The organism is Streptomyces sp. NPDC056527 (assembly GCF_042794475.1).
Taxonomy (GTDB): Bacteria; Actinomycetota; Actinomycetes; order Streptomycetales; family Streptomycetaceae; genus Streptomyces.
Window position 1 is genome coordinate 1 of the sequence record NZ_JBHTTQ010000080.1, and the last position, 13,063, is coordinate 13,063.

Below are 13,063 nucleotides of genomic sequence, written 5' to 3' on the forward strand. Positions count from 1 at the left end.
ACTCCGGCCAGAGCCGGGCCCGCGATCGCGGCGGCGTTGTAGGTCGTGGCGTCCCACGCGTACGCGCGGTCTCGCGCCGGGCCCTCGGCGACGAGTGAGGCGACCAGACCGGACAGGCCGCCCGAGACCACCGGGCCGCAACTCCCGCCCAGGGCCGCGACGGTGAGCGTGACGGCGACCGGCGCGCGACCCGTCACATGGGCCAGGCAGGCGACGGCGACCGCGAAACCGGCCAACGCGCCCGCATGGAACAGGGCCGGGCTGCGCACGCGTTCGGCGAGCGCGCCCGTCACCGGCGCCGCGGCGATGTGCGGCGCCATCCACGCGGTGAGCACCAGGGCTCCCAGCGCCGCGTCGCCGGTCCGGGCCAGCGCCAGGAGCACCAGGGCGACAGGGAAGCCCTCCTCCGCGAGCCGGGCGAAGAACGCCGTCCCCAGATAGAGCCGCACCGCTCTCGCCATGACCCCCACCCCCGTGTAACGTCTTCTTTCAACAAGACGTTACACGAAAGGCGCAGTGGCTCCCGTGAACGATTCCGGCCACGGATTCCGGCCCGTCCAGCGGCTCTTCGACCTCGCCAACGCTGTACGCGCCGCGCCGGACCTGCCCCGCGAAGCCCTCGCCGAACTGCTCGCGCTCCACGGTGAGGACGCGCGGGACCTCACCGAGAGCGCGTTCTCGGCGCGCGACGCCGACGAACTCCGCACCGCCGTCGTCCGTATCACCGGCGTGCTCACGGAGACGGAGCCCGACCGCGCCGCCGATGAGCTCAACTCGCTGCTCGCCGCGCACGCGGGCCCGCCCCGGCTCTCCCGCCACGACGGACACCCCTGGCACCTGCACGTCGACCGGGGCGACGACGCCGACTGGGCCGACTGGGTCCTCGCGGCGGGCGCCCTCGCACTCGCCCAGGTCCTCACCGAGCACGGCCGGATCACCTGGGGCGAATGCGCCTCCGCCCGGTGCGCCACGCTCTATCCGGGCACTGGGCCCGGCAGCGCGCAGCGGTACTGCTCCGCCACCTGCGCCTCCCGCGAGCGGGTCGCGGCCCACCGCCGTCGCGCCAAAGGGTGACCAACTCGGCACGTTCCGATGCGGGTTGACCGTAGGATCTGACCGCTCGCGAGCCCCATCGATCCACCCTCGCCGTCAGGAGCGCCCGTTGAACGCCTCGCCGTACCGTCTCGACCCCGCCGGCGGCTGTCCCCACGCGGCCAACGCCCGGCTGCTCGCCCAGGGCGCCGTGACCCCCGTGGTGCTGCCGGGAGGCGTCGAGGGCATGGCCGTACTGGGTCACGAGGCCCTGCGCGACTTCCTCTCGCACCCCGAAGTCGCCAAGAGCGCCCGGCACTTCACCGCGCTCGCCGAGGGCCGCATACCCGACGGCTGGCCGCTGCGGACGTTCGCCACCGTCCAGGGCATGACCACCTCCGACGACGCCGACCACCGCCGGCTGCGTTCCCTGGTCGGCAAGGCGTTCACCACCCGCCGGGTCGAGGCGCTGCGCCCCCGGGTCGAGTCGGTCACCGCCGCACTCCTCGACCGGCTCGCCGAGGCCGCCGAGGCCGGCGACGGCGTCGCCGACCTGCGCCGTCACTTCGCCCTTCCGCTGCCCCTCGGCGTCATCTGCGAACTCCTCGGCGTGGACGAGGAGTACCAGGAAAGGCTGCACCACCTCTCCAACCAGGTCGTCGCCACCGACATCGAACCCGAGCAGGCCATGGCCGCCAACCGGGAGCTCCTGGAAGTCCTCGAAGCCATCGTCGACGACCGCGCCCGCCGCCCCGGCGACGATCTCACCAGCGCCCTGATCGCCGCCCGCGACGAGGGCGGCGACCGGCTCAGCCACCCCGAACTCATCGGCACCCTCGTACTGATGATCATCGCCGGACACGAGACCACACTGAACCTCGTCACCAACGCCGTCCGCGCGCTGTGCACGCACCGCGACCAACTCGCCCACGTCACCGAGGGGCGCGCCGCATGGTCCGATGTCGTCGAGGAGACCCTGCGCTGGGACAGCCCGGTCAGCTACTTCCCGTTCCGCTACCCCACCCGCGACCTGACCGTCGACGGCACTGTGATCCCGAAGGGCACACCGGTTCTCGCGGCCTACTCGGCGGCCGGCCGCGACACCAAGGCCCACGGCCCGGACGCGGCGCACTTCGACATCACCCGCGTCCCCGCCGCCAAGCACCTCTCCCTGGGCCACGGTCCCCACTACTGTCTGGGCGCCCCGCTCGCCCGCATGGAGGCGACGATCGCCCTGGAAGCGCTCTTCACCCGTTTCCCCGCCCTGGACCTCGCCGCCGCCGACGAGGACCTCCCCCGCCACGCCGGCTTCGTCGGCAACAGCGTCCACACCCTCCCGGTGCGCCTCGGGTGACCCCTCACGCCCCTCACCCCGCCCGGCCGCGGTCCGGCGCGGGGGAGGCGCGCAGGGCCGATACGAGGCGTAGGAGATGCGCCTCGTTGCCCGAGAACCCCGCGGCCCGCAGGGCCTCGTCGGCCTCGGCCATGGGGTGGGTGAGCATCGCCGCCGCGTACGGCTCCAGACGCGGATCGGTCAGGACGGCCTGGGTGGACTCCAGCAGACGAAGGTACGCCTGAGCGGCGGCGCGCTCGCGGACGGACAACGTGGTCATGTCGGGCTCCCTCTCGACAGGTTGGACGCTTCCACCCTCTCCTACGGGTCTGACAATGGGGCTGCGGACGACACCGCTCGGGATGTCGGACAGCTCGCACCGTGCTCCGGGACGGTCCGGCGGGCCCCCGATGGTCACCCTCGGTGACCTGGACGGACGTGGGTGGCGCGGGGCCGCCCCTGTGGAGCCGTGGGGCACCGGCGGCTAGGGTGAAGTGGGGAGTCGGCGGAACACCCCGGAGCCGTGATGCGCGGACACCGTCCCGAGCCACCCGACAATGCGCAGCAACTCCTGGTCGCACTCGGGCAGCTCGTCGATCAGGCCCTGGAGCGGATCAAGTTCCAGCGGGCCAGGGTCGAGCTGGCCATGGCCTTGCAGCGGCACATGCTCCCGCCGGAACTGCCGGAGTTGCCCGGGCTGCGTTTCGCCGCCAGATACACACCCTCGCGGGACGGGCTGGACGTGGGCGGCGACTGGTACGACGCCTTCGTGATGAGCGACGGGTCCCTGGGGCTCACGATCGGCGACGTGCAGGGCCACGACGTGGAGGCCATCGCCTTCATGGGACAGGTGCGAACCAGCCTGCGCGCCATCGCCGAGGCGACGAACGACACCCGAGAGGTGCTGGGGCGGACCAACGATCTGTTGATCGCCATGGGGTGTGGCCGGTTCGCGACCTGCTGCTTTCTGCGTTTCGACCCTGTCACCCGTGATCTGACGGTCTCCCGGGCCGGCCATGTCCCCATGATCTGGGCCACGGCCGCTGGCCAATGGGGCATCGCGCTCGACCGCGGCGGGCCGCCGCTGGGGATCCTCCAGGGCGAGCAGTACCCGGTGACCCACCGACGTCTGAGAGAGGCGGGAGTCCTGGTGCTGGTCACCGATGGAGTGGTGGAGGGGCCGCACTATCCGATGGAGTCCGGTCTGGCCGAGGTGGCCAATCTGGGGCGCGCGGGGTTCGACGCCGACCCCGACGTACTGGCCTCCGCCGTCGTCAAAGTGGCCGATCAGACCGGTCACCGGGACGACGCCGCGGTCCTCGTCGTGCGCTACGAAGGACCCCAGGAGACGGACCCACCCCACGCGCCGGTCTGACCACGGCGTCCCTCGCCGGAGTCGCAGGGAGCGCGATGCGCGTGCAGACTGCTGTCGTGCGCGGTGCGGAGATGAAACGCTACGGGTCTACTGCCCTGCGCGTCCTTGCCGGTCGCCGCCGTCTACTACGGAGCCGCCCGGATCGGGCTGCTCCAGCAACTCGTGCGAGAACAGGTCACCCCGCTGTGGCCGCCGACCGGCGTCGCGCTGGCCGCGCTGCTCCTCATGGGGCTGCGCGTCTGGCCGGGCATCGCCCTCGGCGCGTTTCTGGCGAACGTGTTCCTCGGGCCCTCGGCGGTCGCGGTCCTGGTCATCACCGTGGGCAACACCCTCGCACCGGTCTGTGCCTTCCTGATGCTGCGGAAAGCCGGATTCAGAAATGAACTGGACCGCTTGCGGGACGTGCTGGCGCTGATCTTCCTCGGAGCCCTGGCCGGCATGCTGATCAGTTCGACCATCGGCAGCGGCGTACTGGTCCTCTCCGGAGCCGAGGACGCCGGCGACTTCTGGTCCACATGGTCGGTGTGGTGGACCGGCGACGCGATGGGGATCCTCGTCGTCACCCCCTTCCTGCTCGTGCTGCGCAGGGCCCGGTGGCCGGTGCGGGCCCGGCCGGCCCGCTGGCTCGAGGCGGGGGCGCTGGCATTCGGAACGGTCTTCGTCACGCTCCTGGCCACGCGCACGACGGACTCGGCCCTGCTCTTCCTCGTCTCCCCGCTCCTGATCTGGGCGGCGTTCCGCTTCCAGCTGGCCGGCGCGGCGCCCTGCGCGCTCGTGGTCTCGACGCTGGCGATTCTGGCCGCCACCGGAGAGAAGGGTCCGTTCGCGGGCGGGGATCTCTTCTCCACCATGGTCACGCTCCAGGCGTTCAACGGCACGACGGCGCTGACGGCTCTCCTCCTCGCTGTCGTGATCACCGAACGCAACAACACCCATGACGAGATCAAACGGGTGTGCATGCGGTTCGCGGAGATGGTGGCCCAGCTGGAGCCGCGGCCCGATCCGTTCGAATTCCCGCCCGAGGATGCGCCGCCCTGACCTTCGAGCACCTCCGACGTCGGACACCCGCCCCACCACGAAGCGGGAGCGGTTCCGTGACGTGGCCGCGGCATCAATAGGGTGATCCCCATGTCTGCCACGTTGAGTTCCACCAAAGCCGCCGCCGCGCTCCGCACCGCGGCACGAGTCTCCGCGGAGTCGCTGCTGGTCCTCGTGATGGCCGCCGTGAGCCTGTGGATCGTCGGCCGCATGTGGCCGGTCGTCTGGCCGCTCATAGTGGCTCTGTTCCTCACGACCCTCACCTGGCCCCTGGCTCGCTTTCTGCGCCGGCACGCGTGGCCCCCCGCACTGGCCGCGGCTGTCGTGACCGTCCTGTTCCTCCTTGTCGTCACGGGCGTCCTGGCGCTCATCGCGGTGCCGGTGGCGTCCCAGTCCGGCGAGCTGGCCGACGGCGTGGTCGAAGGCATCCAGAAGCTGCGGGAGTGGGCTGCCGGGCCGCCCCTGAACATCGGCGACGATCAGATCTCGGGAGCCTTCGACTCGGCGATGGCCCGCATCCAGGACAGCGTCGGCAGCGTGGTGACCACCGTCGCCACGGGTGTCGGCACCGTGTTCAACGGCATCGTGACCGCAGTCCTGGCGCTCTTCCTGATGTTCTTCTTCCTCAAGGACGGCCCGCGCTTTCTGCCGTGGCTCACCCGACAGCTCCCCGGCCGTCTCGCCGTCGACCTTCCGATCGTCGCCGAGCGCGGCTGGGACACTCTGGGCACGTTCGTGCGGTCACAGGCGTTCGTGGGCCTGCTCGACGCCGTCTTCATCGGCCTCGGGCTGTGGATCCTGGACGTGCCGCTGGTTCTCCCGCTGGCCGTGCTGACGTTCGTGTCCGCGTTCGTGCCGATCGTGGGTGCGCTCTTCGCCGGCCTGGTCGCGGTGCTGATCGCCCTGGTGTCCAACGGACCGACCGACGCGCTGATCGTGCTGGCGATCATCGTCGTCGTGCAGCAGCTGGAGGGCAACGTCTTCCAGCCCATGATCCAGAGCCGTGGGCTCGGTCTCCATGCGGCGGTCGTCCTGCTGGCGGTGACGCTGGGCGGCAGTCTGGCCGGCATCGTGGGCAGCCTGCTCGCCGTGCCCGTGGCCGCGCTGATCTCCGTGATCTGGAACTACCTGCGCGAGCAGCTCTCCGAACCCATGCCGGAGCCGGAGCCGGAGCCGGACGCACCGCACACCGCCGCCGCTGTGTGACGGTCGCCGCTGTGTGACGGTCTGCGGATGCCGTCTCAGGGCTCGCCGCGTCCGGCCAGCACCATGGCGAGCCGCTCGAGGAAGACCCGCTGGCCCGACACGAGAAGCGGAGCGGCCGCCTCGGGGGTGAACCAGCCGACCCGGTCGATCTCCGGGAACTCTCGATGGGTGCCCGAGCCGCGGGGCCACTCCATCGTGAAGGTGCCCGGCACGATCCGGGTCGGGTCGAGGTCGGACTCGACCGCCCAGATCGTGACCGTCTTGCCGTTCGCCTGCCGTGCCTCGCCGAGCGCGAGCCGCTCGCCGTCCGGGGCCGGCAGGCCGAGCTCCTCCTCGAACTCGCGGCGCGCGGCGGCCTCCGGTGTCTCCTCCGGGCCGTACTCGCCCTTGGGGATCGACCAGGCCGACACGTCCTTCGAGGACCAGAAGGGCCCGCCCATATGGCCGATCAGCACCTCGACGTCACCGTCCGCCGTCCTGCGGAAGAGAAGGAGCCCGGCACTGCGCTTGTCCGACATGGCGTCCAGTGTGGCGGAGCGCGTCAGATGCCGCAGCTGCTCGCCGACCAGAACCGGGAGGCACGGGTGTCCACATGCGCGTGGTCGCCGTGGCCCGGATAGCCGGGGCCGAGGATGCCGTTGAAGCCGTGGTTGCGTGCCTGCTTGGCCAGCGTGCACAGCGACGGCGAGCCCGTGAGGTCGATGCCGTCCCCGTACAGGTGCCGACTGTCCGACGCCCCGCCGACCGCCGAGTTGCACGCGTAAGAGCGGAATCCGCTGCTCACCGAGATCGGCACGTCGCCGAGCGCGTGGCGCAGCGCCTCCAGCTTCCACATCGCGCGCAGGGCGTTCGACCGCGCGGTGGCCGCAGTGACGGCGCCGCCGGAGAAGTCGCCGTTGCACTTGTTGAGTTCGGCGTAGGTGAAGTGGATCGGCGTGCAGTCGGCGTCCTGGAGCGCGTACAGCTTCGAGAAGGTCGCGGGACCGGCGACGCCGTCGGCGGAGAGTCCGTACGCCTGCTGGAAGCGGGTCACGGCGGCCTTGGTGGCGGGGCCGTAGTCGCCGTCGACCGTCAGTACGGCGCCGTAGCCGGGATATCCGGCGACCCGGATCTGCAGCTGTGTCACGTCCGCGCCGGACATGCCCGAGGACAGGGTGCGGCCCCAGGTGTAGCACTCGTCGGCGTGTGCCGTGCCGGATGTGGCGACCGTGCCCGTGAGCGCGGCGACCACCAACAGAACCATCGAGAGCAGAGATCTGACCATGCGCCGGGCCATGACACCTCCGTGTCGGAAGCGGACGGGACCTCCGCCGATTCCGCCATGAGCATGACCATGCGGCGGACGGTGGTCAACGGTGCGGGGCGTTCGCCAATGGCCCAGGCCAGTGGCGTCTACGGGTCGATCCGGACCGTCACAGGACCGCCCGCCGGGTCCACCTGTCGCGCCCACGCGGCGGGCAGCCGCACGGAACGGTGCGGCCATGCCGTGCCCAGGAGCCGCACGCGGTGGAGGACCCGACCGTCCTGGGCGACCTCCACGACCGGGCGCACCCGTGGCTCCCGCACGCGCAGCAGAAACGGACGACCGGCCCCCGAGGCGCTGATCCGGTTCGGCGCCACCCACCCCACAGGGCCGTCCGCGACCACCGGAACCGCCGACAGCGGCCACGCATCCCCCGACAGGTGCCGGAGTACGGCGTCCGCCACCCCGCGCCCCTCGGCCGCCGCCGCGCCTGCCGATTCGACCCCACGCAGCACGTTGCCCGCCGCGAAGACGCCCGCCGAGCCGGTACGGAAGGAGTCGTCCACCGCGGGCCCCCGCGTACCGGGGTCCAGGGGCACCGCCCCGGCACGGGCCAGTTCGTGGTCGGGGATCCAGTCCCCGGTGAAGACGACCGTGTCGCAGCCGATCGTGACGCTCCGTCCGTCGGGGCGGCTCAGACGGACGCCGGTGAGCCTCCGCCGGCCCAGCAGCTCCGTCACCACGGCACCCGTCAACAGCGGAGGGAGAGGCGCGGCCGTGAACCGCCGTGGTACGCGCGGCTCTTCGGTGACCATGGCCACCACCTCCGCCCCGCCCCGGCGTAGCGTCCGCACCGCGTGATGGGCCACCGGTTCCGCGCCGATGACGACGGCCCGCCGCCCGAGCCGCTCACGGCGCAACCCGTACAGATGCACGGACTGCTGGAGCTCGCCGGTCGTCAGCACTCCGGACGGTCGCGTTCCCGGCACCAGGCGTGCGCTGCGCGGACGTTCGCGGGCGCCGGTCGCCAGGACCACGGCCCGCGCGGTGATCCGCTCCAGCCCGGTCGGGGCCGTGACCTCCAGGGTGAGCGGGCCCGCCCAGCCGGTCACGGAGACCCCGGTACGGACCGTGGCCCCGGCGGCCACCGCCGCCCGCGCCATCCGGCGGGCGTATCCCGGCCCGTCGGTGGGGCGACCCGGCCCGGTCAGGCCGAATCCACCATGGGCGCAGTGGCGAGGCACGCCACCGGCCTCCTGCTCCCGCTCCAGGACCTCGACGCGATACGGCCCGGCGGGGCCCGAGGCGGAGTCCGATGCGGAGAGGGTCCACCCCGAACCCGAACCCGAGCCCCCGCCCGAACTCGTGCCTGAGCCCCGGCCCGAAGCCCGGTCCGAACCCAAGCCCAAGCCCACGCCAGTACTCGAGGTCGCAGCCGTCGCGAGCCGGGCCGCCGCCGCGAGTCCGGCGGGCCCCGCGCCGACGACGAGCACATCCACCGTACGGTTCACCGTTCCGATCACGGGGAACCCGCCTCCTCTAACATCGCTCGGACCGTCGCACCGCAGAAGAAGCCCTGACACCGGCCGCCCCGCGCACGCGTCCGTCGCCGCAGCCCGTCGAGCGAGCCCGGTGGGATCGTCGAGGCGAGGGCGGCCCGGATCTCTCCCCGCGTGACCCGCTCGCAGTGGCACACGATCGCACCGAACTCCGGGTCGGTGGCGATGAGTCGGGCGTCACGGTACGGACGGGGGAAGGCCTCGCCCAGGTTCGGCATCCGCACCGGGGCGAGCGGACGCTCGGCCCCCAGGGACAGTCCGCTGTCGGCGAGGAGGTCCACCACGTGCGCGGCGATACCCAGGGACGCGGTCAGGCCGGTGGACCGGATGCCGCCCACCGTGACATAGCGCAGACCGGGGTGAGCGGCGATCCGGTAGTCGTCGTGTTCGGTCGCCGCCCGGAGCCCGGCGTAGACCGCCGTGACCTCCTCGTCGAGGAGGTCCGGGAGGATGCGTCCGCCCTGGGCGCGCAGCGCCGCCAGGCCGTCGGCGGTGGACACGGTGGCCGACTTGTCGTCCAGGTCCTCGGCCGTCGGGCCGAGCAGCACGTTCCCGTACACCGTCGGTGCGACCAGGACGCCCTTGCCGAGCGCACCCGGGACGGGGAGGAGGATGTGCCGGACCAGGGAGCGCGCGAACTTGTCGAAGACGATCAGCTGACCGCGCCTCGGCGTGACGGTGAAGTCGTCACGGCCGAACAGCGTGTCGAACCGGTCCGCGTACAGTCCGCAGGCGTTGACGACGTATCGGGTGCGCAGCACCCCGCGAGGGGTGACCAGCCGGTGCGGATCGCCTGGATCGGCCTTCTCCACACGGCAGTCGAGATGCAGATCGACACCGGAGCGGACGGCCTGGGTGGCGTACGCGAGTGTGGTCGTCCAGGGGCAGATGATCGACTCTCCGGGGACGTCGAGCGCGCCCAGTGCGCCGGGACCCAAGTGTGGTTCCCGCGCGTACAGTTCGCCGGCGGACAGCAGCCGCGTGGTGCGGTGGCCGTTGCGGACCGCCTTGTCCGCGAGGCGGGGGAGCGCGGCCAGTTGCTCTTCGTCCCAGGCGACGAGCAGGGCGCCGAGCGGCTCGACGGGGATGCCCGTCTCGTGGGCGTAGTCGGCGAGCAGACGCTGCCCGTTCCGTACGAGTCGAGCCTCCAGCGAGCCGGGCACGGCGTCGAAACCGGTGTGGAGGATCGCGGTGTTGGCCTTGGACGTTCCCTCGCCGACATCGCCCGACGCCTCGACGAGCGCGACCCGCAGCGGCCGGCGGGCGAGTTCGCGGGCGATCGCACAGCCCACCACCCCGGCGCCGACCACCACGACGTCGTACTCCGAGCCCGGTGCGGAGGTGTCCGGCAGCGCTCCCCGTCGTGTGACGACGCCGGAGGGGCGGGATCGCCCTCCCGCCCGCGTCCAGCCCGCCGGTGCCCCTGCCTGCGAGCCCGCGCCGCCCCCGCCCAGTCGTCCCGCCGTCATGACCGTGACGATCCGGGGGCGTCGTCGAGGAGCGCGGCCACGGCCGTGCGGAACCGGTCCAGGCGTTCCGCCGCCTCGGAGCTCGTGATGACGGGCTCGTACACGGCCGATGGTTTCCACGCCGGAACGGCCTCCTCGACCGTGAGGCCGGGGTCGAGACCCAGCCGCGCCACCGCGCCGACTCCCAGCGCCGTGGCGTCCGGCAACGCCGAAACCTCGACCGGGAGTTGGAGGAGATCGGCCTGGGTCTGCATCAGCAGGGCGGAGCGGGTCAGCCCGCCGTCCACGCGCAGAGCGGTCAGCGGTGCCCCGAGGTCGGCGCCGGCCGCCCCGGCCAGCTCCACGACCTGCGCGGCGATCCCCTCGCACAGGGCACGCACCAGGTGGCCTCCGGTCGTGTCCAGGCCGAGGCCGTGCAGCGAGCCCCGTACATCGCCGCGCCACCACGGGGCGGCGAGCCCGGCGAGGGCCGGTACGAAGGTGACGCCCCCGGAGTCCGGCACCGTCCCGCCCACGGTGTCGAGGTCCCCGGCGCCCGAGAGCACCCCGAGGTCGGTCAGCCAGCGCACGGCGGAGGCGGCCGTGTACACCTGGCCGTCCAGGCAGTAGCTCGTCCGCCCGGCGAGCCGCCAGGCCACACAGCTCACGAGCCCCGAGTCGCCGCGGCGCGGGGTCGGGCCGGTCTGCGCCAGCAGGAACGCCCCTGTTCCATAGGTGCACTTGGCCGCGCCCGGTTCGGTGACGCTCTGGGCGAGGAGGGCCGCCTGCTGGTCCACGAGGAGCCCGGTCAGGGGCAGTGGCGGCCCGAACGCGGTGGTGACGCCCACCCGGGTGTCGGCGTCGACCACGCGGGGCAGGCGTTCGGCGCCCAGCCCGAAGACGTCGAGCGCGGGTGCGGACCACGACACGCTGTCCAGATCGAGCAGGCCGGTGCGCCCGGCGGTCGCGGCATCGGTGACGAACGCGCCCGTGAGGCGGTGCACGAGCCAGGCGTCGCTCGTCGTGACGACGCCCGCACCCGTGAGGTGCCGACGGATCCAGGCCATCTTGGGGGCGGCGAAATAGGGGTCGAGCGGCAGGCCGGTCCACTGCCTCAACTCATGGGCATGGGAGGAGAGTTCAGTGCAGAGATCCTCGGCCCTGCGATCCTGCCAGACGAGCGCGTCGGTGAGCGGGTCGCCCGTCGCCGGGTCCCAGGCGAGAACGGTCTCGCCCTGGTTGGCCAGGCCGACCGCCGCGACCGGGGTGTCCGCCTGGGCCAGTGCGGCCCGGCCCGCGGCGACGACGGAGTCGTACAGCTCGGCCGGGTCGACCTCGACCAGGCCGCCCGGCAGATGGCGTGGCCGCACGGGCGCCGTCCCTGAGCCGATCACACCCCGATCCGGGCAGACGACCAGCGCCTTCGTGCCGGAAGTGCCCTGGTCGACGGCGAGTACCGGGCCCGTCATCGTCGTACTCCCGTCCCCGAAGCGCGTTCGGTTCTTGATCGCGGAAGCGGACAGACTGGTGCACGCGGGCCGTTCCGTCAAGCGGTTCGCAGCCGGCGCGTCAGCTCGTCACACATATGTGAGGGATCTTCAAATTCGTTCAGTGGCTGGATAGTTACGGTCAGAAGTGAAAGTGGATCGGTCTCGTCCACGCGCCTCTATAGTGATCGCCGATCAACGGCCGGGACACCCACCCGGGGACTGACCACCCCCGCCGCCCATCGAGGACCCACCGAGGACCCATGTCTCCCACCGCACGCCCCGCTCCGTGAAGGCAGGACACGGCTTCCGGCCCGTCTACCATCCGGCGGGCCACGACCACGCCCTGCGTCACGCCGTCCAGGATCTGCGGACCGGCCGCTGGGTGTCCATGGCCCGATTACTCGACGAGACCCCCGGCTGGGACGGCTGGACCCGGCGCACCCAGGTGCTCGCCGCCGTCGCCGCCGGCACCGACGTCGTACGCATCTGGCGGGCGGAACAGCCCGACAGCCTCTCCGCCACCGTGATGCACACCCGGGTCGCCGTGGAGCGGGCCGTACGCGCCCACCGAGGCGGCCACCCCCGCACCCGCGCGCTCTGGCAGGAGGCGTGGACCGCCTGCCGCGACGCCGCCGAACAGGCACCCGACGACCCCGTCCCCTGGGTCTGTCTGCTCGCCCTCGCCGCACTCGACGAGCGCCAGCGCATGGAGGAGCACCGCCTGCGCCCGCCGGCGCCCATGCTGCCGCCAGGCCCCTGGGGACTCCTCGCCGAGGCCGAGAAGCGCGATCCGCAGAACCGCGAGGCGCACCACCGGATGCTGCAGTTCTTCTACGGGCGCCAGTCCGGGCCGCTCTCCGAGGCGGTCAACTACGCACAGTGGGCCGCCGGTTCGGCCCCGACTGGCTCCGCCCTCCACGCGCTCCCGCTCTACGTCCGGGTGGAGCGCTACCGGCGCGAGCGCGGCCAGGAGCACGCACTGGACCTGCACTGGGTCGCCGAGGACGCCGTCCGTGACGCTCGCCGCGCCCTGGACTCCTGGTTCCTCTTCTGCGCCACCGCCGAGGCGTCCCTCCTGGACCTCAACCACCTCGCCCACGCCCTCTTCGGTGCCCTCCGCTTCGCCGACGCGGCCCGCGTCTTCGAGGCCCTCGGGCCGTACTGGACGGTCCTGCCCTGGGCCTACCGCACTCCACGGCCCGACGACCGGGCCCTCGCCGAAGAGTTCTTCGTGCGCGCCCGCACGCGCTGTCTCGACCCCTGACTCCGCACGCACGACGTCCTCGCGACGCTCCGGCATCACCCCGAGCACAGCCCTCGCCCTACGGCCGCAGACCCG

Annotated in this window: 12 protein-coding genes and 1 pseudogene; 6 read left to right on the top strand and 7 right to left on the bottom strand. The window is 72.4% G+C overall.

What is annotated here, in order from left to right:
* Positions 1-461 (bottom strand): annotated as a pseudogene (locus ACFQ7Q_RS28480) (MFS transporter); the annotation flags it as partial.
* A 64-nt stretch (positions 462-525) separates the two neighbouring features.
* Here ACFQ7Q_RS28480 and ACFQ7Q_RS28485 point away from each other — a divergent pair.
* Both ACFQ7Q_RS28485 and ACFQ7Q_RS28490 read left to right on the top strand, forming a co-directional pair.
* Complete coding sequence (locus ACFQ7Q_RS28485) at positions 526-1,074, top strand: CGNR zinc finger domain-containing protein (protein WP_383559985.1); 549 nt, start codon at positions 526-528, stop codon at positions 1,072-1,074.
* Positions 1,075-1,162: 88 nt separating this feature from the next.
* Positions 1,163-2,386, top strand: a complete 1,224-nt coding sequence (locus tag ACFQ7Q_RS28490) for a cytochrome P450 (RefSeq protein ID WP_383559986.1) — start codon at positions 1,163-1,165, stop codon at positions 2,384-2,386.
* 13 nt (positions 2,387-2,399) lie between these two features.
* Here ACFQ7Q_RS28490 and ACFQ7Q_RS28495 read toward each other — a convergent pair whose 3' ends face one another.
* Positions 2,400-2,645 (bottom strand): hypothetical protein, encoded by a 246-nt coding sequence (locus ACFQ7Q_RS28495; RefSeq protein WP_383559988.1) that lies wholly within the window; start codon positions 2,643-2,645, stop codon positions 2,400-2,402.
* 246 nt (positions 2,646-2,891) lie between these two features.
* Between ACFQ7Q_RS28495 and ACFQ7Q_RS28500 the strand changes: the two genes are divergently transcribed.
* The 3 genes from ACFQ7Q_RS28500 to ACFQ7Q_RS28510 all read left to right on the top strand — a co-directional run bounded on the left by ACFQ7Q_RS28500 (position 2,892) and on the right by ACFQ7Q_RS28510 (position 5,984).
* Positions 2,892-3,740 carry a PP2C family protein-serine/threonine phosphatase gene (locus ACFQ7Q_RS28500; RefSeq protein WP_383559990.1) on the top strand — a complete coding sequence of 283 codons (849 nt, stop codon included), beginning with the start codon at positions 2,892-2,894 and terminating at the stop codon, positions 3,738-3,740.
* Between the two features lie 105 nt (positions 3,741-3,845).
* A complete protein-coding gene (locus tag ACFQ7Q_RS28505; protein ID WP_383559992.1) occupies positions 3,846-4,778 on the top strand; it encodes an MASE1 domain-containing protein in 933 nt (310 codons plus the stop codon).
* A 90-nt stretch (positions 4,779-4,868) separates the two neighbouring features.
* Entirely contained in the window at positions 4,869-5,984 is a 1,116-nt protein-coding gene (locus ACFQ7Q_RS28510) for an AI-2E family transporter (protein WP_383559994.1), read from the top strand.
* 35 nt (positions 5,985-6,019) lie between these two features.
* Here the strand turns inward: ACFQ7Q_RS28510 and ACFQ7Q_RS28515 are convergent, their stop codons facing one another.
* From ACFQ7Q_RS28515 to ACFQ7Q_RS28535, 5 genes are all read right to left on the bottom strand, one after another.
* Positions 6,020-6,502: an NUDIX domain-containing protein gene (locus ACFQ7Q_RS28515; RefSeq protein WP_383559996.1), complete on the bottom strand. Its 483-nt coding sequence runs from the start codon at positions 6,500-6,502 to the stop codon at positions 6,020-6,022.
* A gap of 23 nt (positions 6,503-6,525) precedes the next feature.
* Positions 6,526-7,260 carry a D-Ala-D-Ala carboxypeptidase family metallohydrolase gene (locus ACFQ7Q_RS28520; protein WP_383559998.1) on the bottom strand — a complete coding sequence of 245 codons (735 nt, stop codon included), beginning with the start codon at positions 7,258-7,260 and terminating at the stop codon, positions 6,526-6,528.
* 116 nt (positions 7,261-7,376) lie between these two features.
* A complete protein-coding gene (locus ACFQ7Q_RS28525; RefSeq protein WP_383560000.1) occupies positions 7,377-8,750 on the bottom strand; it encodes an FAD-dependent oxidoreductase in 1,374 nt (457 codons plus the stop codon).
* On the bottom strand, positions 8,747-10,255 hold the full coding sequence (locus tag ACFQ7Q_RS28530; RefSeq protein ID WP_383560001.1) for an FAD-dependent oxidoreductase: 1,509 nt from the start codon (positions 10,253-10,255) through the stop codon (positions 8,747-8,749). Before ACFQ7Q_RS28530 ends, ACFQ7Q_RS28525 begins: the two co-directional genes overlap by 4 nt.
* Entirely contained in the window at positions 10,252-11,703 is a 1,452-nt protein-coding gene (locus tag ACFQ7Q_RS28535; protein WP_383560003.1) for an FGGY family carbohydrate kinase, read from the bottom strand. Before ACFQ7Q_RS28535 ends, ACFQ7Q_RS28530 begins: the two co-directional genes overlap by 4 nt.
* Positions 11,704-12,010: 307 nt before the next feature.
* On the opposite strand from ACFQ7Q_RS28535, the gene ACFQ7Q_RS28540 reads away from it, so the two are divergent.
* Positions 12,011-12,988: a hypothetical protein gene (locus ACFQ7Q_RS28540; RefSeq protein ID WP_383560005.1), complete on the top strand. Its 978-nt coding sequence runs from the start codon at positions 12,011-12,013 to the stop codon at positions 12,986-12,988.
* Positions 12,989-13,063: the final 75 nt, after the last annotated feature.

Coding starts and splice junctions, on each gene's coding strand:
- ACFQ7Q_RS28495 (WP_383559988.1), bottom strand. CDS start 2,645: ATGACCACGTTGTCCGTCCGCGAGCGCGCCGCCGCTCAGGCGTACCTT.
- ACFQ7Q_RS28500 (WP_383559990.1), top strand. CDS start 2,892: ATGCGCGGACACCGTCCCGAGCCACCCGACAATGCGCAGCAACTCCTG.
- ACFQ7Q_RS28510 (WP_383559994.1), top strand. CDS start 4,869: ATGTCTGCCACGTTGAGTTCCACCAAAGCCGCCGCCGCGCTCCGCACC.
- ACFQ7Q_RS28515 (WP_383559996.1), bottom strand. CDS start 6,502: ATGTCGGACAAGCGCAGTGCCGGGCTCCTTCTCTTCCGCAGGACGGCG.
- ACFQ7Q_RS28520 (WP_383559998.1), bottom strand. CDS start 7,260: ATGGCCCGGCGCATGGTCAGATCTCTGCTCTCGATGGTTCTGTTGGTG.
- ACFQ7Q_RS28530 (WP_383560001.1), bottom strand. CDS start 10,255: ATGACGGCGGGACGACTGGGCGGGGGCGGCGCGGGCTCGCAGGCAGGG.
- ACFQ7Q_RS28535 (WP_383560003.1), bottom strand. CDS start 11,703: ATGACGGGCCCGGTACTCGCCGTCGACCAGGGCACTTCCGGCACGAAG.